Source organism: Alkalihalobacillus sp. NPDC127517 (genome assembly GCF_050276055.1).
Lineage (GTDB): Bacteria > Bacillota > Bacilli > Bacillales > Bacillaceae_D > Alkalicoccobacillus.
In genome coordinates this window covers 25,944-51,341 of record NZ_JBNNQX010000016.1, presented here as the reverse complement: position 1 = coordinate 51,341, position 25,398 = coordinate 25,944, and the positions used below count along the sequence as shown (strand labels likewise).

Sequence of the window (25,398 nt, the reverse complement as noted above, 5' to 3'; positions counted from 1 at the left end):
ATGTTTAAACAACAGTGAGAAGGGGAATGATAAATCTAACAAACAATTACTAGATTAGGAGGTTAGGTCAATGAGTTTAAAGGAATACATTGAGTCCATTAATGAAATGCTCGAAGAAGCCAAAGAACAAGGCCAAGTGAACGCTAGTGAAAGCTCTAAGTAATCGTTTAGACTTATTACTTAACCCATTAGGTGTGTCGCATACACTCTAGAACCTCTACAATTGTTGAGGTTTTTTATTTTGCAGAAAAAAGCAAAATGGAATGATGGTGGTATGTTCAGGGAACTAGTGATAAAATAGCGTAAGCATATCTATAGAAGGTGAAGACGTGAAATGTTCAGTAAAAGCACCGGCAAAAATCAACCTCTCTCTTGATGTATTGGGAAAACGAGCAGATGGGTATCATGAAGTAGAAATGATCATGACAACGGTTGATTTAGCCGATCGGATTGATTTAACAGAAACGACGGACAGGCGAATCACGGTTGAGGTTTCAGAAGGCTTTGTCCCAAGCGACCATCGAAACTTGGCATGGCAGGCTGGGGATTTGCTTCAAAAACGCTATAAGGTGAATAAGGGTGCGCATATCTACATTACTAAGCGAATTCCTGTTGCAGCAGGACTCGCAGGAGGAAGTAGTGATGCGGCTGCGACACTGCGTGGCTTAAATGAACTATGGGGACTTGGGCTTTCCCTTGATGAATTGGCGAAGCTTGGCGGGGAAATTGGGTCAGACGTTCCTTTCTGTGTATATGGAGGAACAGCCATTGCAACAGGTAGAGGAGAAATCATCCGCCACATCGATGCGCCCCCTCCTTTCTGGGTTATTTTGGCCAAGCCTCCAACAGGTGTATCTACGGCAGATATTTATCGAGGCTTGAAGGTAGATGCCATCGAACATCCGGATACTAGAGGAATGGAAGCGGCGATCGCGAATCAAGACTTTGATCAGATTTGTGGGTTATTACACAATGTTCTTGAATCGGTTACACTCGACCTCTATCCCGAGGTCGATAACATTAAAAAGCAAATGCAAAAGTTTGGTGCAGATGGTGTCTTGATGAGTGGAAGTGGGCCGACCGTTTTTGGTTTAGTTGATAAGGAATCAAGATTAAATCGAATTTATAATGGATTAAGAGGATTTTGTGACGATGTCCATGCCGTTCGATTAATTCGTTCCAGTAATACTTGCTTAAAACCGTACAAAGATGATATGTTATAAACAATTATTCGGTTTTTGGCGGAGGTATTATGAAAAAACTTAAACGAAGTGGTCGCCTTGTAGATATGACTTACTATTTACTACAGCACCCTCATGAGGTCATCTCCCTTTCTCACTTCTCAGAGCGTTATCATTCGGCCAAATCTTCAATCAGTGAAGACTTGGTGATTGTTAAGGAAATCTTTGAAGAAGAAGGATATGGATCTTTACTAACGATCCCTGGGGCTAGTGGTGGCGTAACATTCATTCCTAAAATGAATAAGCAAGACACAATGGAACTCGTGGACAAATTAATTGAACAGCTTTCAGATCCAGAGCGAATCCTCCCTGGTGGCTACCTATATATGATGGATTTACTTGGAAATCCACGACTTATGCATGAAGTCGGTCGATTATTTGCATCTGTTCTTTCAGATAAGCAAATTGATGCGGTATTAACGGTTGCGACAAAAGGAATTCCGCTCGCGTATGCAGTTGGTCATTATTTAGATGTACCAGTACGGATTGTTCGCCGTGATCTCAGGGTTATGGAAGGCTCTATGGTCAGTATTAACTATGTCTCAGGCTCATCAAAGCGTGTTCAAACGATGACACTTGCTAGACGCAGCCTGGAGCCAGGTGCTAGAGTCTTTGTGATTGATGATTTCATGAAAGCGGGCGGTACACTTAAAGGGATGGTCGACCTATTAGAGGAATTTGAAGCAGACCTTGTTGCGGTTGGAGTGTTAACCGAAACAGTAGGTGTTGAAGAACGACTTATTGATGACTATATTTCCATTACCCGTCTTAATGAAATGAACCTGCGAGATCGTACGATTACGATTGAACCAGGTAATGTTTTAGACAAAATAGACAAACAAACAGAATCATAAGGAGGAGAACAAAATGAAAACCGTTTACACAAGTCTTGCTCCAGAAGCGATTGGCCCATACTCCCAAGGAGTGATCGTAAACAATTTATTTTACAGTTCAGGACAAATCCCTCTTAAGCCAAATGGTGAATTATTAGAAGGGGATGTCCAGGAGCAAACACACCAAGTGTTCGCTAACCTTAAGGCAGTCCTTGCTGAAGCGGGCTCATCCTTAGATTCTGTTGTGAAAGCAACAGTGTTCATTAAAAACATGGACGAGTTTCCTCTTATTAATGAAGTGTATGGTTCATACTTTGATACACATAAGCCTGCCCGCTCATGCGTAGAAGTGGCGCGTTTACCAAAGGATGTACTTGTAGAGATTGAAGTCATTGCACTAGTGAAATAACGAGTAAGGTCAGAGTGAACACAAATGTTCGCTCTGGCTTTTTTATTGAAGAAAACTTATAAAGAGACACCTGCGACATCCTAAAAGTATTCCTCTTCAACCAATCTACATATCATTCGACTAATTTCGTGGTAAAAATGGATATTTTAAACGTATTTTTTTATTTTTTTCATTTTTGTTGCAGGAAAACGCATTCTTACAGCGAAATGAATGGGTAGTAAGAAAGTATATAACGGAGGGATGGCTACATGGAAATCACAGATGTCAGACTACGACGCGTACAGACAGATGGACGTATGCGAGCGATTGCTTCAATAACGATGGATTTTGAGTTTGTTGTACACGATATTCGAGTTATTGATGGGAACAACGGTTTGTTTGTAGCTATGCCAAGTAAACGAACGCCTGAAGGTGAATTTAGAGACATTGCTCATCCAATTTCTTCAAAAACACGTGACAAAATTCAGGATGCCGTCCTGAAAGAGTTTGAACGAGCTGGAGCAGCAGAGGAAGTCTCTTATGAAGAGGCCGGTGCCTCTTAATTCAGGATTGTGAGCTACTGCATTTTTTGCAGTAGCTCTTTTTGTTGTAAAACCTTGAAGAACTAGGGGAGTAACAATATATCCCTGTTGAAATAGGTCGATCTTTCCTTGAAAAGACCTGATATTTAGGATATATTCGTAAGGGATATAGAAGATGGGGAGGAAGCTATGACGAATCGTTATGCGGTGATTTTAGCAGCGGGTCAAGGTACTCGAATGAAATCAAAGCTTTATAAAGTACTTCACCCAGTTTGTGGGAAACCTATGGTTCAGCATGTATCAGATGCGCTTAATCAAGTAGGGTTCGATGAAACGGTGATTGTAGTTGGCCATGGTGCAGAATCAGTGAAAGCACAGCTTGGGGAAGAGTTTCATTATGTACTACAAGCAGAGCAACTGGGAACAGGCCATGCCGTTCTGCAAGCAGATGAATTATTAAAGGATAAAAAAGGGATCACAGTTGTACTAGCTGGGGATACACCATTACTTACAGGCGAAACCATTGATGCGTTAATTCAAGAGCATCAAGCAAAACAGGCAAAGATTACAGTACTTACAGCCCTTGCTGAGGATCCAACAGGTTACGGCAGGGTCATTCGTGGTGCAAACGGACTTGTTGAGCGAGTGGTAGAACATAAGGATGCGAGTGAGGAAGAACAAAAGGTACGTGAAATTAATACGAGCACCTATTGCTTCGATAATGAACTCTTGTTTCAAGCGCTAAAGCAGGTTGGAAATTCAAACGCACAAGGTGAGTACTATTTACCCGATGTGATTGAAATTCTGCAAAAGCAAGGAGAAGTGATTGCAGCTTATCAATCTCCTACGTTCTCAGAAACATTTGGAGTAAATGATCGTGTCGCTTTATCAGAGGCAGAATCAATCATGAAAAAACGTATCAATGAACGCTGGATGCGAGCTGGAGTGACAATTATTGATCCGGTACAAACATACATTTCTTCTGAGGCAATAATCGGTCAAGATACGGTGATTTATCCAGGGGCATCCATCCAAGGGGCAAGTGTCATTGGTACTGAATGTGTGATTGGCGCAAACAGTGAAATTAAAAATAGTGTGATCGCTGACTTTGTTGAGGTCAAACAATCTGTTATTCACGATAGTAAGGTAGAGTCTCGCGTAACCATTGGACCTTTCGCTCATATTAGACCAGGGTCTGCGCTTGGAGAAGACGTGAGAATTGGAAACTTTGTTGAAGTGAAAAAATCTTCGCTAGCAAAAGGTTCAAAGGCTGCTCACTTAAGCTATGTAGGAGATGCAGAGGTGGGCCAAAACGTGAATCTTGGCTGTGGTACAATAACAGTTAATTATGATGGTATGAACAAACATAAAACAACCATTGCTGATGGTGCATTCATAGGCAGTAACTCGAATCTTGTTGCACCCGTACACATAGGTGAAAATGCACTGGTTGCAGCTGGTTCAACCATTACAGAAGATGTTCCACACCAAGCATTATCGATTGCAAGAGCAAGACAGGTTAATAAAGAAAACTATAAGAAGTCAAATTGATTCAACAAAAGTGTGGAGGGTACAACAAAATGGCTAAGTATGGCGATCCAAGCTTAAAGGTGTTTACACTTAATTCAAACAAAGATCTTGCCCAGGAAATTACAGAAAATATCGGTGTCTCACTCGGAAAAAATTCCGTTATGCGTTTTAGCGATGGAGAAGTTCAAATTAATATTGAAGAAAGTATTCGTGGGTGCGATATTTATTTAATTCAATCAACCTCTGCTCCTGCTAATGAACATATTATGGAGCTATTAATTATGATTGATGCTCTAAAACGAGCGTCTGCTAAAACAATTAATATCGTTCTTCCTTATTATGGATATGGACGTCAAGACCGTAAAGCGCGTGCGCGTGAGCCGATTACAGCGAAATTGGTTGCAAACCTATTAGAAACAGCTGGCGCTACTCGTGTGCTAACTGTAGATTTACATGCAACTCAAATTCAAGGTTTCTTTGATATCCCGGTTGATCAGCTGATGGGTGTACCAATCTTGTCTGATTATTTTAGTGACAAGCAGCTTGATGACATTGTCATCGTATCTCCAGACCATGGTGGTGTAGTTCGTGCGAGAAAAATGGCGGATCGCTTAAAAGCACCAATTGCAATCATTGATAAAAGACGACCAAAACCGAACGTGTCTGAGGTTATGAACATTGTCGGTAATATTGAAGGCAAAACATGTATCATCATTGATGATATTATTGATACAGCAGGAACCATTACTCTAGCAGCTAATGCGCTTGTTGAATATGGTGCGAAGGAAGTGTACGCATGCTGTACACACCCTGTATTATCAGGACCTGCCATTGAGCGTATTCGTAATTCAAAAATTAAAGAGCTTGTTGTAACAAATACGATTGCTTTAAAAGAAGAGCAGCAAATTGAAAAAATTACTTCGTTATCCGTTGCTCCATTGCTTGCAGAAGCGATCATTCGTGTACACGAGAACTCTTCTGTTAGTACATTATTTGATTGATACCATCTAAAATTGTTCGTTTTTTTGTGAAGTCGGTTTGAAACCTTCTGTTTAGGGGAACACATACAGTAGAGTGTTAATCTAATCAGAGGTGATAAGGATGACAGTTTTAAAAGCAGAAAAACGTACAGATATGAGAGGATCAGGCACTAGAAAAGTCCGTAATGCAGGATTTGTACCTGGCGTATTATACGGAAACAAAACAGAATCTACTCCAGTATCAGTAGAAAGCGTAGATTTCCTAAAAACAATGCGTGAAGTTGGCCGTAATGGTCTTTTCTCTCTAGAAGTAAGTGATGGGAAGAAGCATCAGGTTATGGTGCAGGAAGTTCAAACAGATCCATTAAAGGACTCATTTGTTCACATTGACTTCTTTGAAGTAGATATGAAGTCTGAAATAGATGTTGAGGTTCCTGTTCGCGTGGAAGGTGAAGCTGCGGGAGTGAAGGAAGGCGGAGTTCTTGCACAAGTGAAGCACGAAATCAGTGTAAGATGTCTTCCGGGAGATATTCCTGAAGAACTTGTTGTAGATGTATCTGAACTAGGAATTGGCGACGGATTAACGGTTGCTGACGTGAAAGGTTCCCTTTCAGTTGAAGTAACAAGTGAAGATGAAGAAGCCATCGTAACCGTTCAACCACCAACTATTGAACCAGATCCAGACGAGGAACCAGAAGAAGACGTTTCTCCGGATCAAGTGGAAGCAACAGAAGAACGTAAGGATGAAAATAAAGACGGTAGAGTCGAATAATTTTATCTCCCTAAAAGGTATAGCCGCTGCGGTTATACCTTTTTCGGGAGTATGATTGGTGGGTGTAGGGTAGGTATGAAACTAGTAGTAGGACTTGGAAACCCAGGGGCTAAGTACGCAGGTACACGACATAATATAGGGTTTGATATCCTTGATCATTCGGCAAAGGACTTAGGATTTTCGTTTGATCAGTCCAAATTCAAGGGAGTTTTTGGTACATACCTTCATAAAGGGGAAAAGATTCTTTTCCTGAAACCACTCACCTATATGAACTTATCAGGTGAGTCTGTTGTACCTTTAATGAAGTATTTTCAAATTCCGCTTGAAGATTTGGTTGTTGTATATGATGACCTTGATTTGCCTGCAGGGAAAATTCGTCTGCGTCAAAAAGGAAGTGCAGGTGGGCATAATGGAATTAAATCTCTTATCGCACACTTAGGTACAAATGAATTTAATCGCATTCGAGTAGGAATTGATCGTCCGGAACCGGGAACACAGGTTGTTCATTATGTGCTTGGGGGATATCGTCCGGAGGAAAAAGAAGCGATTCAAGAATCCATCGTTCAATCATCCAAGGCGATCGAAGTTTGGTTCGATAAACCGTTTCTTGAAGTAATGAATGCTTTTAACTAATCACTTTGTATAGCAATTCACCCCTCTGCTTATACTACACCGTAGAATAAGCGCAAAAGAGGTGGACAAGTTGGCTATACATTATACATGCAAACACTGCGAGACAGATATGGGATCCCTGTCACAGACAGTCGAAACAAGTCATTTAGGGATTGATGCACTGGATCACAGTCATCGTGAGGAAGTATTGACATATGATGATAACGGTGATATACATGTGAGAGCAATATGTGAGCACTGTCATGAGGCGCTTACGCGTAATCCGGCGCTCTACGAATTAGATTCATTTATCCAGTAATGTAAGTAGATTTATATACATGAAGCTTTGGCTCATTATGCCAAAGCGTTTTTCTATTCAAACTACCTGTCCGTTGTCATAAGTTCGGGGCAATATGAGTAGCAATAAATAAATAGAAGTGTGTACGACCGATTATATAGGTTTTTTTACGAAACAGGGGGATCCACGATGTTAGGATTGCAATCATATTTTAGTCATAGTCAGGAGCTTAAGACGGTTCTCGAGAGCTTAGAAGCATCAATGAGCGAGCAGCTCATCTCTGGTTTAAGTGGTTCATCGAGAACCTTGGCCATGGCTTCTTTGTATCGGGAAACAAAAAGAAGTCAATTGGTCATCACACATAACTTATTTCAAGCTCAAAAGATTCATGAAGACCTGGTAGACCTTTTGGGAGAAGAGCAGGTCTATTTGTACCCAGTGAATGAACTGATTTCTGCTGAAATTGCCGTCGCAAGTCCCGAAATGAAAGCGCAGCGCCTTGACCTGTTGAACAAACTGGCTGAAGGCTTTTCTGGCGTGGTGATTGCTCCGTTAGCCGGGGTACGCAGAATGCTTACTCCAAAATCGGTTTGGCAGGATAGCTTTTATTCCTTTGAACTTGGGTCAGACATTGGGTCCATTGATCAATTGTTAACCAAGCTTATTAAAATGGGTTATCGTAGAGTGGATATGGTGTCTGCACCAGGTGAGATGAGTGTTCGCGGTGGAATTATTGATTTGTATCCGCTAACAGAATCAAACCCTGTGCGAATTGAATTATTCGATACGGATATTGATTCCATCCGTACCTTTTCATTAGATACACAGCGGTCCATTGAAAATGTTGAGAAGTTAAAGGTGGGTCCTGCAACAGAGATTATCTTATCTGATCAACACTATTCACAGGCGGCCAGTCGATTAGAAGAGAAGCTTGCGGTCACACTCAAGAAGGTCTCAGCAAAAACAACACGAGCCCAGCTTGATGAAAAAATCACAGCTGACATTGATAAATTAAAACAGCGGACTAGCTTTGAAGGTATGTACAAGTATATGTCCTTGTATTTTGATCAGGCAGAATCACTGCTTGATTATATGCCTGAGGGTACGATGTGTATCGTAGATGAATTAACCAGAGTGAAGGAAATGGCAGATAACCTGCAAAAGGAAGAGGCAAATTGGAGTCTTTCACTGATTGAGAATGGAGACCTTGTACATGACGTGCAAATGTCGATTGATGTGCTACCGTCGATTCAAAAATCTCCGTACCCGGTTGTTTATCTATCCTTATTCTTAAAACACGTTCCTTCGACATCACCTCAAAATGTGGTGAGTATCTCGTGCAAATCCATGCAAAACTTTCATGGACAAATGCAGCTTCTTGAGTCTGAGGTAAAACGTTGGCAGAAAGCGGGCAACGCGGTTTTATTTGTTGCAGGGACAAAGGATCGTGCGGATCGCCTATCACTTAACTTAGAAGAAGAGGGTATCGACGTTCACGTGGTAGATCGTGACACAGAGCTGACAGCTGGGAAGATTCACATTATCCAAGGTCAGCTGCATTCTGGATTTGAATTGCCTTCACAGAAGCTTGTCGTTCTGACTGAGGAAGAAGTCTTTGCTAAGCAAACAAAGCGTCCTAAACGAAATCAGAAGCTCTCCAATGCAGAACGTATTAAAAGCTACTCTGAGCTTAAGGTAGGCGATCTCGTTGTCCATACAAATCACGGGATCGGGAAATACTTAGGGATTGAAACACTTGAGATTAATGGCCTTCATAAGGATTACCTGCACCTTCGTTATGCGGCGGATGACAAGCTATATGTTCCGGTGGATCAAATTGATCAGGTTCAGAAGTATGTTGGATCTGAAGAGAAGGACCCTAAGATCTATGCATTAGGCGGAAGCGATTGGAAGAAGGTTAAACGGAAGGTACAATCCTCTGTTGAAGATATAGCAGATGATTTAATTAAGCTATATGCAGAACGAGAAGCAAGTAAAGGACATGCTTTTAGTCAGGATGGACATGAGCAACGTGAATTTGAAACATCCTTCCAATACTCTGAAACAGAGGATCAGCTGCGTGCAACGGAAGAGATAAAAAAAGACATGGAGCTTATCCGTCCTATGGATCGTCTTTTATGTGGGGACGTTGGTTACGGGAAAACAGAAGTGGCGATTCGAGCTGCTTTCAAAGCAATCATGGATGGTAAGCAGGTGGCGATCCTTGTCCCAACAACAATCCTTGCCCAACAGCATTATGAAACCATTGTTGAGCGTTTTTCTGATTTTCCGATTAATATCGGTGTATTAAGTCGTTTCCGTTCACGCAAAGAGCAAACAGAAACGTTAAAAGGAGTAAAAGCAGGCTCCATCGATCTTGTTGTTGGTACACATCGTCTCTTATCTAAAGATGTGGTCTTCAAGGACCTTGCTCTACTTATTGTTGATGAAGAACAACGATTTGGTGTAACGCATAAAGAAAAGATTAAGCATCTGAAAGCGAATATTGATGTTCTAACATTAACAGCTACACCTATTCCACGTACATTACATATGTCGATGCTAGGTGTGCGTGACCTTTCTGTTATTGAAACACCACCTGAAAACAGATTCCCGGTACAGACGTATGTGGTTGAGTTTAATGAATCGCTTGTTAGGGAAGCAATTGAACGTGAGATGGCCCGCGGGGGTCAGGTTTACTTCCTATATAACCGAGTTGAGGATATCGAGCGGATGTCAGAACGGATTTCAATGCTTGTTCCAGATGCAAAGGTTAGCTTTGCCCATGGGCAGATGAATGAACGTGAGCTTGAGTCCATCATGCTCGATTTTCTAGAAGGCAATAGTGATGTCCTTGTGACCACTACGATCATTGAAACGGGTGTAGACATTCCAAACGTGAATACATTATTCATTTATAATGCGGATAAGATGGGACTTTCTCAACTGTACCAAATCCGTGGACGAGTGGGACGTTCGAACCGCGTCGCATATGCGTACTTTACGTACCAGCGTGATAAGGTGTTAACAGAAGTGGCTGAGAAACGTCTGCAGGCTATTAAAGAGTTTACCGAGCTTGGTTCCGGCTTTAAGATCGCGATGAGAGATTTAACGATTCGTGGAGCAGGTAATCTACTTGGGGCCCAGCAGCATGGCTTTATCGAGTCGGTTGGATTCGACCTATACTCTCAAATGTTAAAACAAGCCATTGAAGAACGGAAAGGTGAAACTCCTAAAGAGCCGCCATTCCAAATGGAGATGGATATAAAAGTGGACGCTTATATTCCTGAAACGTATATAACGGATGCCAAACAAAAGATCGAAATGTATAAACGATTTAAAGCGATTGAACAGCTTCAGGAGCTTCAGGATTTAAAAGATGAAATGTTTGACCGCTTTGGTGAATACCCAACCGAAGTCAGTGATTTAATTCGTTTAACAGCGATAAAATTAATTGGTGATGCAGAGCGAATTGAAAAGATAATAGAGAACAAGGATCAGTTGACCATTCTGCTCACTGAAGAAACATCAGAGCAAATGGATGGTAGTAAGTTATTTGATGTGGTGAACACGCTTGGACGTGACGTATCCCTTGGTACAGAAGGCAAACGAATTAAAGTGGTCATTAAAACAAGGAAGCTCACCAACGAACAGCTGCTTGATTTATTGGAGAAAGCGGTTCAGGCCATTCCGCGTTCAAAGAAAAAGAAAAAGTCAAAAACACCTGCTTCCTGACCAGCTCGCTGGTTGATCCATCCAAGACACTGAAACAAATTCAAGAATTGGGGAATAGTTCTTATTTCAAGACAAATACTACCTTTAACCCGAACTTATAGAAGCAGCCAAAAGTGTCCAGGGATTACATCAGCGAAAGTGAGGAAATACAGCATGAAAGCAACTGGAATTGTAAGACGTATTGATGATTTGGGTAGAGTTGTTATCCCTAAAGAGATCAGAAGAACACTTCGAATCCGTGAGGGGGATCCGCTTGAAATTTTTGTGGACCGAGACGGAGAAGTCATCCTTAAAAAATATTCACCAATCTCTGAGCTTGGAGATTTTGCAAAGGAGTATGCAGAAGCCCTTTATGGAAGCTTGAACCACCATATTTTAATTTCCGATCGCGATACGTTTATCGCTGTTTCAGGTGCACCGAAAAAGGAATTTGCGAATAAAGCAGTTGGTGAAGTTGTAGAGTCTGTCATGACCAACCGTAAAACGAAGGTGGAGGCTAACCCGGGAGAATATAATCTTGTCAGTGAACATCACGATGATTATAAGGGCTATGTAATTGCTCCAATTATTGCGAATGGAGACCCGATTGGTACGGTCGTTATTTTTAGTAAAGAACAGACGCTGAATGGGATGCTTGAGCAAAAAATGGCGGAAACCGCAGCAAGCTTCTTAGCTAGACAAATGGAATAGAATAAAAAGAACCGTTACCTACATGGATAACGGTTCTTTTTGTTACGAGGATGCATATGAATTCATTTCTGATAAGATCGTTTGAATGGCGTCCGTTTCACGGGACTCATCCATCTTTTGTATAAAGTCTGTTTCATTCTCTTTTAATCTTGTCAGGTGGTCGAGCAACGTTTCTTTTGTTAAGCTTTCCTCTTCAAGAGTCAGACTGTACCCTTTTTTCTCAAATGATTTGGCATTTAAGATTTGATCGCCTCGACTTTGAGAACGTGAGAGCGGAATGATCAGCATCGGTTTCTTTAATGCTAAAAATTCAAAGATTGCGTTGGAGCCCCCGCGAGTAATGACGTAGCTTGTTGCCGATAAAATATTAGATAGCTCATCATGTACATATTCAAATTGCTTATAACCAGGCTGTTCATTTAAGGCAGGATCTAAGTGACCTTTCCCGCATAAATGAACAATCTGAAATTCAGTCAGCAGTTCTGGTAGTGCGGCACGAACTGCTTCATTCACAGCTTTTGCCCCCAGACTTCCACCCATGATCGTTAAGACCGGCTTACCTGGACGAAAACCAAGAAAGTCAAGTCCGTGCTTCGGGTTGCCTTCAAGTAGCTCACGACGGATAGGGGAGCCGATTGCAGTGGTCTTATCAGCCGGAAAGTGTGCGGCTGCTTCTTCAAATGATGTGAAAATACGAGTGGTAAAACGTTGAGCGATCTTATTAGCAAGCCCAGGTGTGAGATCACTTTCATGTAGAAAAACAGGAATCTTTAAGCTAGAAGCTGCAATCACAACAGGGACGGTAACGAATCCTCCCTTTGAGAAGACAAGATCAGGCTTACGTTTCTTTAGCACTTTACGGGCGTCCAGAATTCCTTTTAGTACGCGAAACGCATCTGTCGCGTTTTTTAAATCAATATACCTGCGTAGTTTCCCGCTTGAGATTGCATCGTATGGAATATTTGTGCGAGCGATTAGTTCTTTTTCAATGCCAGAATGCGATCCGATATAGGAAATGTCCCAAGCGCTTGGATCAAGTGAATCCATAATGGCGATATTAGGTGTCACATGTCCGGCAGATCCTCCGCCGGTAAAGACGATTTTTTTCATTGTTAATTCTCCTTATGCCACATTTAAGAGGGGCGTACTTTCAAACGATTACTCGTTCACTTTACTTGAATTTTGTGTCTAGCTCAACCGCTTCAAGCATGAATGGCGATTTTTAGATAAATTGAGTATGATAGAGACAGGTACCAATGGTAAGGAGGAAGACGTTTGAATAGAAAAAGCAGTCAGAAGACGTCTTTCCTTGGAGGCGCTGTATTACTATCGATTGCTGCGATCTTAACAAAAATCATTAGCGCAGGGTATCGGATTCCATTTCAAAACATGGCTGGTGATTTAGGATTTTACGTGTACCAGCAGGTGTATCCATTCTACGGATTCATGACCATCATTTCATTATATGGGTTTCCGCTTGTTCTTTCTAGACAGCTTGCTGAAAATCCTAAAAAACAACGGGCAACAACTGGTTTTTATTTTATAGGTTTGCTTTTATTTTCTGTGGTGACGTGTGTTGGAATGGTGGTATTGGCCCCGTGGCTCGCCGTTTTGATGGGAGATCCCGCACTAACAGATGTGTTACGCGTAACAGGACTTTCCTTTTTATTTGTCCCGTTTTTAAGCGTAGCAAGAGGTGTAACTCAAGGACAACATGATATGTTGCCTACCGCTATCTCTAACGTGGGGGAGCAACTTGGCAGAGTTACAGCGATCTTACTTATTACATATCTACTAATGAATTCAAGTGCTAATGCCTACCAATTAGGAACAGGAGCAATCTATGGCTCCCTTTTTGGTAGCTTAACAGGTGTTATTCTTTTGTTTACGTTCTTACATCAACGAGGGATCACACTAGGCATAAATGAGTTACGGCAGGTTTCGTTTGGGCAAATCACAAAGCAAGTGAGCTTACTTTTAGGTCAAAGCGTGTTCATCTGCATTAATGCGCTTGTCTTAATTCTTTTTCAATTTGTGGATGTATTCTCTATGATTCACTTGCTCAACATGTTTGGCTTATCTGAAGGAGAAGCGTATGAGCTGAAAGGGGTGTATGACCGAGGGCAGCCACTTATCCAACTAGGTACGATTCTTGCCACAACCCTTGCATTAGCTCTTGTACCCGCAATGTCAGAAGCAAGGGCACGCAAAGAGAAGCTGGCCGTATTGCGGTATCAGGATATGTCTTTACGACTCGCCTTTTTAATCGGTGGTGCAGCTACAATTGGTTTGGTTATCATTATGGAGCCTTTAAACCATATGCTTTTCACAGACATAGAAGGATCAGGCTTTCTAAGAGTGTTGGTTTTATCCATTGCACCTGCCGCGGTTTATTTAACCGCAGCGGCCGTCCTGCAGGGGCACGGACGCATCCGAGTCCCTGTCATTATCTTAGGTATTGGACTGACCTTAAAGATGATTGCGAACATTGCGCTCATACCGTTATATGGAGCGATCGGGGCTGGAATTGCAACAACAATCGCAACAATAACCATGGCGAGTCTCGGAATGATTGCCATTAAGCGTGCATCAGGTAAGGTGATGGTACATGGCACTCCCTATGTGGCGCTTTCCATCACGCTTACTACACTGGCAGTGGCGACAAGCATTTGTTATGGATTGATCGTACATTGGACAGAAATAAGCATAGGAGAGAACCGTTTGCATGATGCGGGAGTCGCCTTAGTACTAAGTGGGATAGGTGGTCTGGTTGTACTTGTATGTCTGCTCACCTTACCGGTTTTTACAGCATCTGAATGGGATCAGATTCCAAAGGTAAAGAAAATTAGAGGATTTTTTATACGTAGGAAGGAATGAAAGAGTAGATGGCAAAGATACATATTGTAGGACTTGGTGCGGGTGATCTAGACCAGATGCCAATGGGTCTCTATCGACATCTAAAGGTAGCACGTAATCTGTTTGTTCGGACAAATGATCATCCGGTTTTAACGGAGCTCGCGGAAGAGGATTTAACGTGGAACTCTTTTGATCAGATCTATGAAAAACATGATCAGTTTGAAGCTGTGTATGAAGAAATCACAGAAACCTTATTAAAAGAAGCCAAAAAAGAAGACATTACGTATGCGGTGCCCGGACACCCATTTGTAGCTGAGCGTACCATTCAGCTTTTAGTGGAACGTGCCGAGTCAGCGAATGTCGAGCTTCATTTTCTTGGAGGAACAAGCTTCCTTGACTCCATGTATACCGCTCTTAAAATTGATCCGATTGAAGGCAGTCAAATCCTTGATGGCACCCATTTTAAAAGGGATGAATTTCAGCTGACACAGCATCTGATCATTGTGCAGGTGTATGATGCAATGATTGCTTCAGATGTGAAGCTGACGCTAATGGAGCGTTTACCGGACGAATATGAAGTGGTAGTTGCCACAGCAGTAGGCTCTAAACATGAAAGCTTGTTGCGTGTACCGCTTCACGAGCTTGACCGAGTGACAACGCTAAATAACCTGACAGCTGTATATGTGCCGCCTGTACGGGAGGAAACGTTGTTAAGAGAGGAATTTTCAACTCTCAGACAGGTAATTGCGACTCTTCGCGGACCAGACGGCTGTCCGTGGGACAAAAAGCAAACGCATGAAAGCTTAAAGCCTTATTTGATTGAGGAAGCTTACGAGGTACTTGATGCAATTGATCAAGAAGATGATGAGCATTTAGTAGAAGAGCTTGGTGATGTTCTTTTGCAGGTGATGTTGCACGCTCAAATTGGAGAGGATGCAGGCTGGTTTTCTATTCAAGATGTAGTAGCTGCTGTGACGAATAAGATGATTCGTCGCCACCCTCATGTTTTTGGTGAGGGTACAGCCAATACGGCAGACGAGGTGCTCACCAATTGGGACGCAATCAAGAAGCAGGAAAAGGGCGGGGCAGAAGCAGGCTTGTTAACAAATATACCTACTGCACTGCCTGGATTAATGAAGGCAATGGCCTTGCAGAAAGCTGCAGCTAAGGTAGGCTTTGATTGGGGCGAGCCCGAACCTATTTGGGATAAGTTTGATGAGGAAGTAAAGGAATGGAAGGATGAGCTTGCAGGCGCTGATAAACAAAAGATGGAAGCAGAGCTTGGAGACGTTCTTTTTACAATTGCTAATGTGGCACGCTTTTATAAGCTCGATGCAGAACAAGCCATTGCCAAAACAAATACGAAGTTCAAAAAGCGCTTTGAATACATTGAAGATCGGGTAAAAGAACAAGGTAAACAAATGACTGAGCTGGACCTAGACGATCTAGAAGCGATCTGGCAGGAAAGTAAACAATACGATTAAAAGGGAGAACCAACGATATGAGACTAGATAAATTTCTAAAAGTATCACGTTTAATTAAACGCAGAACCCTTGCAAAGGAAGTATGCGATCAAGGAAGAATCTCTATTAATGGAAACCAAGCAAAGGCCGGTTCGGATGTAAAAGCAGGAGACGAGCTTGTTGTTCGTTTTGGTCAAAAGCTTGTAACCGTGAAGATTAACGAGGTTCGTGAAACGAGTCGGAAGGACGATGCAGATAACATGTATACCATTGTCAAAGAAGAGCCGGTGAACGGATGATGAAGGCCTTTATTTTTGATATGGATGGAGTCATTATCGATAGTGAGCCTCATCATATTGAGGTTGAAATCGCAACAGCCAAACGGTACGGGGCGACGATTACAGAAGACGATCTTGCCGAATACACGGGTATGGTAAGTGCAGACATGTGGGATCAAGTGAAGAAGAAGCATGGCCTATCAGGTGAGGTTCACGAGATTCATGCGCATGCACACACCGAGAAGCTAAAACGCTTAAAGGAATCCGATCTTACGCCGATTAAAGGAATACCAGAGTTAATGCAGAAGCTATCAGAGCGCAACATTCCGATGGCGGTTGCTTCTTCTTCCCCCCGGGCGTACATTGAAGCAGTCCTTCAGAAATTTAACATTGAAGATCACTTTACATCCGTAATTAGTGGAGAGGAAGTAGATCAGGGAAAACCAGCTCCAGATATCTATCTTGAAACTGCATCTGTTCTTGGCATTGATCCAAAGCATTGTGTGGTTTTGGAGGATTCTCATAACGGAGCGCGTGCTGCTAAGGCTGCAGGGATGACATGTATAGGATATGCTGCACCAGATGCTGGTGATCAGGATTTAACGATTACCGATACGATTGTTCAAGCGATTGATGAGATTGATGTAGACCAGCTTTAATGTGAAAGAGGGATGTAAATGAAGCCTCATTTGTATGGATCTGTGCATTTGCTTTTTTATCAGGATGATCAAGTTCTACTTCTTAAACGGAAAAACACAGGCTTTGAAGATGGGAATTGGAGTGTTGTGGCGGGTAAGATTGATCCGGATGAGGACATGCTTACATCGGTTCAGAGAGAAGCAAAAGAAGAAATTGGAGTGACTGTTACTCGCGATGATATCAAAGTGAATGGTGTGCTGCACCGCTTATCAGGAACATTAAATTGGATCGATTTCTTTGTGGAAATTAAGACTTGGTCCGGAACGCCTTTTAATGCTGAGCCCGACAAGTGCCAGGCTCTAGAATGGTTTCCGACTAATCAAATGCCATATAATACAATTCCCTATGTTCAGCATGCGATTAACAAAGATCAATCGTCCATGTGGTATGACAGTGATGGCTGGCAGTAACTAGACGGGAGGGGAGGTCTCCTCATGAAAATAGGGTTAGTCAGACATTTTAAAGTCACACGAGGGTATCCAAAGCAATTGCTGATCTCGAGTACAGATCTTACAAAATGGGTAAGTGAATATGATGAATCAGACGTCGAGGAGATTCCTGTTGATCTAGGGTCTGTGACATGGAAAAGCTGTTATTCTAGTACTCTACCACGAGCAAGAACAACCGCTGCGACCATCTATCGGGGAAAGATTAAAGAGACAGAGAAGCTACGTGAAATCGATCTCGTCCCTCCATTTCCTTTATCCTTCCGCCTGCCGCTTTTTCTTCATCTGATTATGATTCGGCTCGCGTGGCTGTTTAAGCATTCATCACAACCGGAAAGTAAATGGGACACACGTAAACGACTCGATGAAATTCTTAATCAGGCGGAGAAAGAAGGCAAGGACTGTTTGATTGTTAGTCACGGTGGGGTCATGGACATAATGAGGAAGAATTTAAAAAAACGCGGATACAAAGGACCATATTTTAAAATCCCAACCAATGGAAAGCTGTATTTATTTGAAAAGTAAACTGTCAACAGAATCTCACATTAGAGATCTGTTGACAGTTTTTTTGGTGAAAGCTCGACCTTTCTCTGAACAGGTAGCTCTCGTTTTTTGACCACATACGCTTGCTTATAGTAACTAATTACTTTTGAAGTAACAGCAATTGATAGTACGGAGAAAAAGCCTTTTACCCATCCAATTGCATATAAACTTGAAGCAACGACTACACAATCAAAGAGAAAATTGGTTTTACCAGGGTCAAAACCAAAGCGCTTCTGCAAGAAGAGTGCGAGAATATTAGAACCACCAAGCGAAGCCTGATGACGAAACAAGACACTTAGCCCCACCCCAATGAACATACCGCCCGCCAACGCCCCTAACCAGTAAGGGATAGAGAAGTTTGGTAAAAAGGCATTTATGCTTGTTATAAGCGTTAAGATAGAGACTGATAGAATCGTTGTAATTGTGAAGGAAAGCCCCATCCGACTCATTGAGAATAAATAGAATGGGATGTTAATGAGAAAGAATAGGACGGGAAATGGCAAGCCTGTAAGGTATGCAATACTTAAAGAAAGACCTGCGGTACCACCTGTAACAAGATCTGAATGAGTGAGCACAATCACTCCTAATGAAGCTAAAAAACAACCAACAAAAATAAGTAACCAGCGTTTCATACACACCGTTCCCTTCTACGTATTCGCTACAATGCTCCTTCTATTAGCGTATCGAAAGAAATAAAAAGTGCGCATATTACTTTGAAGGAATATCTAACAAAAAACCAACTTTATGAAGTCTTTTATTTTATAATAGGGTAAAAGTGAAGGAGGACCTAGAATGGACCAGATAGATCGCAAAATTATCGCTGCGATTCAGGAAGATTCAAGGATGACCGTTAGTGAACTCTCTAAGCTTTTATCCTTAAGTCGTCCAAGTACAGCAGAGCGGTTAACTCGGTTAAGAGAAAAAGGGGTGATCGAGGCATACACAGCTCGAATCTCACTTCCGGCTGTTGGTAAAGAAATAATGCTGATTATTCAGGTGGCTGGTTTGAAGGTATCTATCCAAGAATTCGAAGCGATCATTCAAAAGGACGAAGCGATTATTGAGTGTCATCGGGTAACAGGAGAAGTCAGTTACTTTTTAAAGGCAGCCGTTTCTGATATGCATGCGATGACCATGTTAATTGACCGGCTTATTCCCTATGGAACGATTAACACGTCTACTGTCCTCAATTCTCCAGTCCCATTTCGCATCATTTCTCCCTCACAAAAGGAGAAGTAAACCTGTGTGGCGAATAGATTAAACAGAAAAGAAAGGGAGTTTAACGATGAAATTTGAAGCGATCCCATATGAGCGTCCAGAAAAAGAAGAAGTAGAAGAAATATTTACTGAACACATCCAGCTTTTTAAAGAATCGGATACAGTGGAAGGGCAGGTTGAAGCCTTAAAATCCCTGCAAGACTACTCAAACTGGCTTGAAACGCAGGCGAATTTGGTCTCTATCCGTCATTCGATTGATACAGAGGATGCATTTTACAAGGCAGAGAAGGAATACATAGATGAAGTCATGCCTGTTATGCAGGAATTTAAAACAGATTATTACCGTGCAATCATCGATTCACCGCACCGTAAGCAATTGGAGGAAAGATGGGGGAGTCAGCTATTTAAGCTTGCTGAGCTAAGCCTCAAAACCTTTAGCCCGGACATCATCCCGGAGCTTCAGCTTGAGAACAAGCTAACAACGGAATATGGTCAACTGATTGCTTCCGCAAAAATTGAATTCGAGGGAGAAGAGCGTACACTTGCTCAGCTTACCCCTTTTGAACAATCAACGGACCGTGACGTACGAAAAAAAGCTTCTGCTGCTAAATTTCAATTCCTTACTGACAATGAGGAGCAGTTAGATCGGATCTATGATGATTTAGTTCACGTTCGTACAAAGATGGCTCAAAAACTCGGGTTTGCGAACTTCGTTGAGATGGGTTATGCCCGGATGACACGCACAGACTATGATGCAGAGATGGTCGCAAACTTCAGGGTTCAGGTGCAGGATGAGATTGTTCCTGTAGCGACCAAGCTTAGAGAGCGCCAGCAGCGGCGAATTGGAGTAGATACGCTACATTTCTATGACGAGAATTTTACGTATCAAACCGGAAATGCAACGCCTAAAGGCGATGCAGACTGGATTATAGAAAATGGAAAGCTTATGTATAAAGAGCTTTCAGAGGAAACAGACGAATTTTTTACGTATATGATTGAGAATAATCTAATGGATCTTTTAAGTAAAAAGGGCAAGGAAAGTGGAGGCTATTGTGCATATCTTCCTGAGTATGGTTCTCCCTTCATTTTTTCAAATTTTAACGGGACATCCGGAGACATTGATGTGTTAACACACGAAGCGGGGCACGCATTTCAAGTGTATCAAAGCCGTCATTTAGCTGTACCTGAATATGCGTTTCCGACGATGGAGGCAGCTGAAATTCATTCGATGAGTATGGAGTTTTTCGCATGGCCATGGATGGAGCACTTCTTTGGTGAGGACACTGAAAAATATAAGTTTGCCCATTTAGCGGATGCGATCTTGTTTATCCCTTATGGTGTAGCCGTGGATGAATTCCAGCACTTTGTCTATGCGAATCCAGAAGCGACGCCAGCGGAGCGCAAGCTTTATTGGAGTAAGCTAGAAAAACGCTATCTCCCACATCGGAGCTATGATGGGAATGCATACCTTGAGGCGGGTGGATTCTGGCAACGTCAGTCACATATCTATCAAGTGCCGTTCTATTATATTGACTACACCCTTGCACAGATTTGTGCGCTTCAGTTCTGGAAAAGAATGAATGAAGATCAACAAGCTGCATGGCAGGATTACTTAAACCTATGCCAAAAAGGAGGGAGCTTATCTTTCCTTGAACTGGTTAAGGTAGCAGGCTTGCGATCTCCATTTGAAGATGGCTGTGTCTCGTCTGTCATTGGTGAGATCGAAGGTTGGTTGAATGAAGTGAAGGATGAGGAATTATAAATCATCGGACACTCCTTAAGAGATAGCAAGTGAATGTCTGATCACTTCTCTACCAAACGAAATAAAAAAGTGAGACAAATGGTTCAATTAGAATCATTTGTCTTTTTCGATTAAACTTCAAGTTTATACTTTATTTTACAGGGAACATGAAAAAGGTAGCACTAATAAAATACTTTTTTCAGGTTGGAGTGGTTAGTTTGAAGAGGTTTATCATGTTAATGGTATTGATGAGCATTTTTGTTGTGGGTTGCTCATCTGATGCCGAAGTATCCGAAGAGAATGAAACGTCTGATGAAGCGGTGACGGAAGAAGAGGGTGAGTCATCTGCATTGTCCGAAGAGATTATATTTGAATATAACCATGAAGGACTGTCTGATTATGACTTACAAAGTCTAAGGACAAGTGCTTCTGGTGAAACGTCAGTCATTACCGGTCATGAGGACATTGACCGTGTAAGCGAATACTATACATATGTGGTTGATCTGACTGGTGAGGCAGTTGAAGGTCGGGAGTTTGCTCAGGAAGAAGATGTTGAAAGGCGATGTGTAGGCTTATCGCCGTCGCCGAATGGCCAGTACCTTTTATATGATTGTCATGATGAGGGGATTGCATTTTCGGTATATGATTTAGAAAATGATGAGTTAGTACACCAGGCACCTGAGACAGACGATTATATAGATGATTTAGCTGGAATCACCGATGACCTAATTGTTTATATGGTGACAGATACCATCGATCGAGAATTACTTATTACCTTATACGATGTTAAGACCGAAGAGAAAACAGACTTTTCGCTAAGTGAGCTGTTGGATACAGATGATGTTTCTTTAAATGGAATCACGTTGACGAAGGATGGGTCTAAGGTTTTAATTGATACCGTTCTAGAGCTTTATTTACTAGATATTGAGTCCGGAACAGTAAATGAATTAGCGAGTGTTGAAGAGGCTGCCGAAGAGTTTGATAGTAATAATATGTTTATTTACCAAGCGAAAATGTCACCTGATGGGACATATCTTTATTACCTTATTACAGAGAACCGAGGAAGTGACTCGGCGTTTGCAGAATACTATATTATGAACCTTGAGAGTGGAGAAACCGCTGCGTACGAGTCTATGGGACATGATCAAGTAGTCGGTTTTGATTCAAATGGAAACATGTTGTTAAAGGATGATGATCAGCTCATTATGCATAATCTGGAGACAGAAGAGACAAGAGCGATTCCAGATGATATTGATTTACGGTCTTCAACAGGTTTTCATATCACGATGAACGGTGATTATATATTTTATACAGATAAAGATAGTGAAGACGACGGTACATATACCTCTCGTTTGTACCGAGTGGCTCTCGGAGACATCGCAACATTTGAGGAATCAGAATTTAAAGCAGTAGACGTGCGAGAAAGAGACGAGCCTGAGCAGGATGAAATTGTATTAACCGAGCAAAACGCAAATGAAAGAGGGGTACTTCGCGATGTCTTAGAAAGTAGTACGCGTGTTATGTATCCAACTGAATTTCCTGAGACCCTCGACCACCGATTTAATCATGCTTCTGAGGAAAGCTATTGGCAACGAATTCATTTAGACACATCAGAATATGCAAAAGATCAAATAGACGTTAGAGCCTACGTTCATGAAGATGAAGACAGGCAATGTAGAATGGATGACAATGCAGAAGTTGTTGACACGATGGATGGATCAGATCTCTATTTCTATGAATTTGGAAATAATGATGTAGAGCTAGCTGTTAAGATTGATAATATTTGCTATCAATATGAAGCGCGAAAGTACTCACAGGATGAAATGGTTGCGATGGTTAAGTCAATGGAACCAATTGAAGAACCGTTTCAAGATATGCCCATAGAAGAACAACAGTTTCCGACCCTTCTCCCTATACAGGAAGTCGAGCAGATGAATCCTCGATTGAGCACTGGGAGAGATGGGGAAGTTGATAACTACTTCCTTGAATATAAAGGAGAAGGCACAGGAGATCTCTCTCTTAAGCTAACGATTAAGAATGGAGATGAACCATCCTTCTTTATGAATGAGGATTATGGTGATGTTGTTGAATTAGACGGATGGGAAACGGCATTTTATCTAGATGATTATGTTCGTTTACTAATGTTTGATGGGACCTACTATTATGAGGTGGAATTTGATATCAATAATGACATTCTCCAAGCCTATGGTCCAGAGCATGTGAAGGAAACCTTGATCAAAATTGGAGATTCATTTGAATAGCCTGAAAAAATTCATACGATTGCAAAGTTCTCAAACGGGGTAACTAGAAAGTATAGGTATCGACCTAACCAAAAGTGAGGAGGATATCTATGGTACATCGCTTAGAGCGAGAACTGTTTCATCGAGAGCTAGAATTCCTCAAGATGTTAAAGGGTAGGGCGACGAATGAAAATAGTCGCCTTTCAGCAGCACTTGAGGAGGAGATTACACATCTAGAACAAGTTCTCGAGGAAACAGAGATGCACGTATTGGATTAGTTTATGGACGGAGATCATACTCCGTCCTACATACCTTTCTTAGTAACCGAGGCAGATTCACTCCTCTCGTAAGGTTGGTATCTAATCTTTTTCGCTCTAAGTGTTCCATCAAGCACACGCGCTTTGTGTGCTTGATTTTTTACATGTATCCAATCCATGTTTCATAACATGATAGAATAGATCTGAGATGACGGAGGAGGGGACCTATGAAGACAAAGAACAAAAACTGGACCATCCTTATAGTGGGGGCATCCATTATCATTGTTGGCACCATTCTACTACTTGTCCAGATTAGTCGGAATCATCAGGAAAATATGAGTATTATTGATGAATGCTTTGAACGATTTGATGAAGGGAATGGGGTTGTTGTTCAAAAAGAAGGGTTCTGGTCACCCGTTACCTGTGAGAAGCAGTAGCCATCGCTACTGCTTTTTCTCTTTGCAATGGAGAACATTCTTGTTATAATTAAGAATGAGAATCAATATTAATGAAAAGATCGGCAAATAGAGGATCAATGCACCAATTGGAGGGATCGTTGTGGCGAATCACGAAGAGGTATTTGATGTGACCATTATAGGCGGTGGGCCTGCTGGATTATACAGTGCGTTTTATAGTGGGATGCGCGATATGAAAACTAAAATTGTTGAGTATCAACCACAGCTGGGTGGTAAGATCTTGCTTTATCCAGAGAAAATCATCTGGGATATTGGAGGACTTCCTCCCACTCCAGGGCAACAGGTCCTTACAAATTTAAATGAACAAGCTCGAACCTTTGAACCAACCATTTGCTTAAACGAGCAAATTCAAACGCTGACAAGACGCGCGGATGGAGTCTTTTTACTAAAAGGTTCATCAGGTGAAACGCATTACTCAAAAAGTATTGTATTGGCTGTTGGGCATGGAATCTTCAAAACCGCCAAGCTTGAAATTGAAGGTGCTGACCGCTTTGAGGTCACCAACCTACACTACACGGTGCAGCAGCTTGATACGTTTAAAGGAAAGCATGTAGTCATTTCAGGCGGAGGAAACTCGGCTGTTGATTGGGCAAATGCTCTTGAGCCCTTGGCTGCAAGTGTAAAGGTTGTTCACCGTAGAGATGAATTTGGCGGTCATGAAAGCAACGTAAACCAAATGAGGTCTTCGTCTGTTGAAGTCTTTACGCCTTATTGTTTGGAGGAGCTGCACGGAGATGCAGCTGGTACAGCTATTGAGCGCATTACATTAAAGCACTTAGAAACAGAGATGTGTACGGACTATCCAGTAGATGCAGTCATTGTAAACCACGGGTACAAGATGGATCTGGATTTTCTTTTAGAGAGCCCGCTTCAGTTTGAAACAAATGAAGGAATCTTAACTGTTAATGAAAAGATGGAAACGAGTGTTCCAGGAGTCTTTGCAGCTGGGGATTTAGTTAGTAACGACGGCAAGCTGCGATTGATTGCAGGTGCATACGTGGATGGAGCAAAAGCTATTAATCAGGCGAAGGTATTTATTGAGCCTGAAGCAACGGCACAAGCCTATGTTTCCTCTCACAATGAGCGATTTAAAGAGAAGAATGAAGAGATCCTCAAAAAAGACCAGCTCGTTTTTGCAGGAACCGAATAAGAAAGGAAGAGACGTGCAGCACGCACGTCTCTTCCTTTGCCTTTAGGCTATCGCACCTGAAAGGTCTTACAATCCGTTTCAGCGGATTCTTTTGCCTTCGATTTATCGTGATGGTTCACCACGTAAATCTCAGTTGCCCCACAATGGTTATCTCCAGCCCAGTGCATGCAGCTAGAGACTTCACATAGAATCTGTTGTGCCATGATTTTCCCTCCTGTATTAAAAATGGGCCACCAGGAAAGAAACCAAAATCAGAGCCAAGCCCCATATGAAGGGGTTTTTTTTGTGGGACCCGTTGATAAAACGGGTCTGACGTATCATATCAAATCGATATTCCATAAGCAAGAAATGAAAGAAAATAGTGACAGTATTCATAGTCTCTTAACCATTTTAGATATATATTCATACAC

Annotated in this window: 25 protein-coding genes and 1 pseudogene; 23 read left to right on the top strand and 3 right to left on the bottom strand. The window is 41.9% G+C overall.

Going from position 1 to position 25,398, the window contains the following annotated elements; genetic code table 11:
* Positions 1-329: 329 nt before the first annotated feature.
* The 11 genes from ispE to spoVT all read left to right on the top strand — a co-directional run bounded on the left by ispE (position 330) and on the right by spoVT (position 11,621).
* On the top strand, positions 330-1,223 hold the full coding sequence (gene ispE, locus ACQKKO_RS18460) for a 4-(cytidine 5'-diphospho)-2-C-methyl-D-erythritol kinase (protein ID WP_498649777.1): 894 nt from the start codon (positions 330-332) through the stop codon (positions 1,221-1,223).
* Positions 1,224-1,252: 29 nt separating this feature from the next.
* Complete coding sequence (gene purR, locus ACQKKO_RS18455; protein WP_498649776.1) at positions 1,253-2,095, top strand: pur operon repressor; 843 nt, start codon at positions 1,253-1,255, stop codon at positions 2,093-2,095.
* Between the two features lie 13 nt (positions 2,096-2,108).
* A complete protein-coding gene (locus ACQKKO_RS18450; RefSeq protein WP_343128888.1) occupies positions 2,109-2,483 on the top strand; it encodes a RidA family protein in 375 nt (124 codons plus the stop codon).
* A gap of 248 nt (positions 2,484-2,731) precedes the next feature.
* Complete coding sequence (gene spoVG, locus ACQKKO_RS18445) at positions 2,732-3,025, top strand: septation regulator SpoVG (RefSeq protein WP_479826533.1); 294 nt, start codon at positions 2,732-2,734, stop codon at positions 3,023-3,025.
* Positions 3,026-3,193: 168 nt separating this feature from the next.
* On the top strand, positions 3,194-4,555 hold the full coding sequence (gene glmU / locus ACQKKO_RS18440; RefSeq protein ID WP_498649775.1) for a bifunctional UDP-N-acetylglucosamine diphosphorylase/glucosamine-1-phosphate N-acetyltransferase GlmU: 1,362 nt from the start codon (positions 3,194-3,196) through the stop codon (positions 4,553-4,555).
* A gap of 29 nt (positions 4,556-4,584) precedes the next feature.
* Positions 4,585-5,535, top strand: a complete 951-nt coding sequence (locus ACQKKO_RS18435) for a ribose-phosphate diphosphokinase (protein WP_498649774.1) — start codon at positions 4,585-4,587, stop codon at positions 5,533-5,535.
* A gap of 100 nt (positions 5,536-5,635) precedes the next feature.
* The gene (locus ACQKKO_RS18430) at positions 5,636-6,286 is read left to right on the top strand and encodes a 50S ribosomal protein L25/general stress protein Ctc (protein WP_498649773.1); all 651 of its coding nucleotides are present in this window, start codon (positions 5,636-5,638) and stop codon (positions 6,284-6,286) included.
* Between the two features lie 75 nt (positions 6,287-6,361).
* Positions 6,362-6,919: an aminoacyl-tRNA hydrolase gene (gene pth, locus ACQKKO_RS18425; RefSeq protein ID WP_498649772.1), complete on the top strand. Its 558-nt coding sequence runs from the start codon at positions 6,362-6,364 to the stop codon at positions 6,917-6,919.
* Between the two features lie 70 nt (positions 6,920-6,989).
* On the top strand, positions 6,990-7,217 hold the full coding sequence (gene fin, locus ACQKKO_RS18420; protein ID WP_498649771.1) for an anti-sigma-F factor Fin: 228 nt from the start codon (positions 6,990-6,992) through the stop codon (positions 7,215-7,217).
* A gap of 168 nt (positions 7,218-7,385) precedes the next feature.
* The gene (mfd, locus tag ACQKKO_RS18415; protein WP_498649770.1) at positions 7,386-10,931 is read left to right on the top strand and encodes a transcription-repair coupling factor; all 3,546 of its coding nucleotides are present in this window, start codon (positions 7,386-7,388) and stop codon (positions 10,929-10,931) included.
* Between the two features lie 153 nt (positions 10,932-11,084).
* On the top strand, positions 11,085-11,621 hold the full coding sequence (spoVT, locus tag ACQKKO_RS18410) for a stage V sporulation protein T (protein ID WP_498649768.1): 537 nt from the start codon (positions 11,085-11,087) through the stop codon (positions 11,619-11,621).
* A gap of 42 nt (positions 11,622-11,663) precedes the next feature.
* Here the strand turns inward: spoVT and murG are convergent, their stop codons facing one another.
* Complete coding sequence (gene murG, locus ACQKKO_RS18405; protein ID WP_498649766.1) at positions 11,664-12,731, bottom strand: undecaprenyldiphospho-muramoylpentapeptide beta-N-acetylglucosaminyltransferase; 1,068 nt, start codon at positions 12,729-12,731, stop codon at positions 11,664-11,666.
* Positions 12,732-12,896: 165 nt separating this feature from the next.
* Here murG and ACQKKO_RS18400 point away from each other — a divergent pair, with 165 nt between their 5' ends.
* The 6 genes and pseudogenes from ACQKKO_RS18400 (at position 12,897) to ACQKKO_RS18375 (ending at position 17,888) form a co-directional block, all read left to right on the top strand.
* Positions 12,897-14,498 carry a putative polysaccharide biosynthesis protein gene (locus tag ACQKKO_RS18400; protein WP_498649764.1) on the top strand — a complete coding sequence of 534 codons (1,602 nt, stop codon included), beginning with the start codon at positions 12,897-12,899 and terminating at the stop codon, positions 14,496-14,498.
* 8 nt (positions 14,499-14,506) lie between these two features.
* Positions 14,507-15,961: a bifunctional methyltransferase/pyrophosphohydrolase YabN gene (yabN, locus tag ACQKKO_RS18395; protein ID WP_498649763.1), complete on the top strand. Its 1,455-nt coding sequence runs from the start codon at positions 14,507-14,509 to the stop codon at positions 15,959-15,961.
* A gap of 17 nt (positions 15,962-15,978) precedes the next feature.
* Positions 15,979-16,258, top strand: a pseudogene (locus tag ACQKKO_RS18390) (RNA-binding S4 domain-containing protein).
* Positions 16,239-16,877, top strand: a complete 639-nt coding sequence (locus ACQKKO_RS18385) for an HAD family hydrolase (protein WP_498649762.1) — start codon at positions 16,239-16,241, stop codon at positions 16,875-16,877. The pseudogene ACQKKO_RS18390 and the gene ACQKKO_RS18385 overlap by 20 nt, the downstream one beginning before the upstream one ends.
* An 18-nt stretch (positions 16,878-16,895) precedes the next feature.
* Positions 16,896-17,327 carry an NUDIX hydrolase gene (locus ACQKKO_RS18380; protein ID WP_498649760.1) on the top strand — a complete coding sequence of 144 codons (432 nt, stop codon included), beginning with the start codon at positions 16,896-16,898 and terminating at the stop codon, positions 17,325-17,327.
* Between the two features lie 24 nt (positions 17,328-17,351).
* A complete protein-coding gene (locus ACQKKO_RS18375; protein ID WP_498649759.1) occupies positions 17,352-17,888 on the top strand; it encodes a phosphoglycerate mutase family protein in 537 nt (178 codons plus the stop codon).
* 20 nt (positions 17,889-17,908) lie between these two features.
* Here the strand turns inward: ACQKKO_RS18375 and ACQKKO_RS18370 are convergent, their stop codons facing one another.
* Positions 17,909-18,538: a YitT family protein gene (locus ACQKKO_RS18370; RefSeq protein WP_498649757.1), complete on the bottom strand. Its 630-nt coding sequence runs from the start codon at positions 18,536-18,538 to the stop codon at positions 17,909-17,911.
* 160 nt (positions 18,539-18,698) lie between these two features.
* Between ACQKKO_RS18370 and ACQKKO_RS18365 the strand changes: the two genes are divergently transcribed.
* The 6 genes from ACQKKO_RS18365 to ACQKKO_RS18340 all read left to right on the top strand — a co-directional run bounded on the left by ACQKKO_RS18365 (position 18,699) and on the right by ACQKKO_RS18340 (position 24,988).
* The gene (locus ACQKKO_RS18365) at positions 18,699-19,145 is read left to right on the top strand and encodes an Lrp/AsnC family transcriptional regulator (protein ID WP_498649755.1); all 447 of its coding nucleotides are present in this window, start codon (positions 18,699-18,701) and stop codon (positions 19,143-19,145) included.
* A 46-nt stretch (positions 19,146-19,191) separates the two neighbouring features.
* Complete coding sequence (locus ACQKKO_RS18360) at positions 19,192-20,886, top strand: M3 family oligoendopeptidase (protein WP_498649754.1); 1,695 nt, start codon at positions 19,192-19,194, stop codon at positions 20,884-20,886.
* Between the two features lie 212 nt (positions 20,887-21,098).
* Positions 21,099-23,126 carry a hypothetical protein gene (locus ACQKKO_RS18355; RefSeq protein WP_498649752.1) on the top strand — a complete coding sequence of 676 codons (2,028 nt, stop codon included), beginning with the start codon at positions 21,099-21,101 and terminating at the stop codon, positions 23,124-23,126.
* 89 nt (positions 23,127-23,215) lie between these two features.
* Positions 23,216-23,383, top strand: coding sequence for a hypothetical protein (locus ACQKKO_RS18350; RefSeq protein ID WP_498649750.1), 168 nt, complete (start codon positions 23,216-23,218; stop codon positions 23,381-23,383).
* A gap of 206 nt (positions 23,384-23,589) precedes the next feature.
* Positions 23,590-23,799: a hypothetical protein gene (locus ACQKKO_RS18345; protein ID WP_498649748.1), complete on the top strand. Its 210-nt coding sequence runs from the start codon at positions 23,590-23,592 to the stop codon at positions 23,797-23,799.
* A 121-nt stretch (positions 23,800-23,920) separates the two neighbouring features.
* On the top strand, positions 23,921-24,988 hold the full coding sequence (locus ACQKKO_RS18340; RefSeq protein ID WP_498649746.1) for an NAD(P)/FAD-dependent oxidoreductase: 1,068 nt from the start codon (positions 23,921-23,923) through the stop codon (positions 24,986-24,988).
* 47 nt (positions 24,989-25,035) lie between these two features.
* Here ACQKKO_RS18340 and ACQKKO_RS18335 read toward each other — a convergent pair whose 3' ends face one another.
* A complete protein-coding gene (locus ACQKKO_RS18335; RefSeq protein WP_479826572.1) occupies positions 25,036-25,191 on the bottom strand; it encodes a DUF1540 domain-containing protein in 156 nt (51 codons plus the stop codon).
* Positions 25,192-25,398 lie beyond the last annotated feature (207 nt).

Excerpts from the sequence above, each read along its gene's own strand:
- purR (WP_498649776.1), top strand. The coding sequence starts at position 1,253 with ATGAAAAAACTTAAACGAAGTGGTCGCCTTGTAGATATGACTTACTAT.
- ACQKKO_RS18450 (WP_343128888.1), top strand. The coding sequence starts at position 2,109 with ATGAAAACCGTTTACACAAGTCTTGCTCCAGAAGCGATTGGCCCATAC.
- spoVG (WP_479826533.1), top strand. The coding sequence starts at position 2,732 with ATGGAAATCACAGATGTCAGACTACGACGCGTACAGACAGATGGACGT.
- glmU (WP_498649775.1), top strand. The coding sequence starts at position 3,194 with ATGACGAATCGTTATGCGGTGATTTTAGCAGCGGGTCAAGGTACTCGA.
- ACQKKO_RS18435 (WP_498649774.1), top strand. The coding sequence starts at position 4,585 with ATGGCTAAGTATGGCGATCCAAGCTTAAAGGTGTTTACACTTAATTCA.
- ACQKKO_RS18430 (WP_498649773.1), top strand. The coding sequence starts at position 5,636 with ATGACAGTTTTAAAAGCAGAAAAACGTACAGATATGAGAGGATCAGGC.
- pth (WP_498649772.1), top strand. The coding sequence starts at position 6,362 with ATGAAACTAGTAGTAGGACTTGGAAACCCAGGGGCTAAGTACGCAGGT.
- mfd (WP_498649770.1), top strand. The coding sequence starts at position 7,386 with ATGTTAGGATTGCAATCATATTTTAGTCATAGTCAGGAGCTTAAGACG.
- spoVT (WP_498649768.1), top strand. The coding sequence starts at position 11,085 with ATGAAAGCAACTGGAATTGTAAGACGTATTGATGATTTGGGTAGAGTT.
- murG (WP_498649766.1), bottom strand. The coding sequence starts at position 12,731 with ATGAAAAAAATCGTCTTTACCGGCGGAGGATCTGCCGGACATGTGACA.
- yabN (WP_498649763.1), top strand. The coding sequence starts at position 14,507 with ATGGCAAAGATACATATTGTAGGACTTGGTGCGGGTGATCTAGACCAG.
- ACQKKO_RS18385 (WP_498649762.1), top strand. The coding sequence starts at position 16,239 with ATGAAGGCCTTTATTTTTGATATGGATGGAGTCATTATCGATAGTGAG.
- ACQKKO_RS18380 (WP_498649760.1), top strand. The coding sequence starts at position 16,896 with ATGAAGCCTCATTTGTATGGATCTGTGCATTTGCTTTTTTATCAGGAT.
- ACQKKO_RS18375 (WP_498649759.1), top strand. The coding sequence starts at position 17,352 with ATGAAAATAGGGTTAGTCAGACATTTTAAAGTCACACGAGGGTATCCA.
- ACQKKO_RS18370 (WP_498649757.1), bottom strand. The coding sequence starts at position 18,538 with ATGAAACGCTGGTTACTTATTTTTGTTGGTTGTTTTTTAGCTTCATTA.
- ACQKKO_RS18365 (WP_498649755.1), top strand. The coding sequence starts at position 18,699 with ATGGACCAGATAGATCGCAAAATTATCGCTGCGATTCAGGAAGATTCA.
- ACQKKO_RS18360 (WP_498649754.1), top strand. The coding sequence starts at position 19,192 with ATGAAATTTGAAGCGATCCCATATGAGCGTCCAGAAAAAGAAGAAGTA.
- ACQKKO_RS18355 (WP_498649752.1), top strand. The coding sequence starts at position 21,099 with ATGTTAATGGTATTGATGAGCATTTTTGTTGTGGGTTGCTCATCTGAT.
- ACQKKO_RS18350 (WP_498649750.1), top strand. The coding sequence starts at position 23,216 with ATGGTACATCGCTTAGAGCGAGAACTGTTTCATCGAGAGCTAGAATTC.
- ACQKKO_RS18345 (WP_498649748.1), top strand. The coding sequence starts at position 23,590 with ATGAAGACAAAGAACAAAAACTGGACCATCCTTATAGTGGGGGCATCC.
- ACQKKO_RS18335 (WP_479826572.1), bottom strand. The coding sequence starts at position 25,191 with ATGGCACAACAGATTCTATGTGAAGTCTCTAGCTGCATGCACTGGGCT.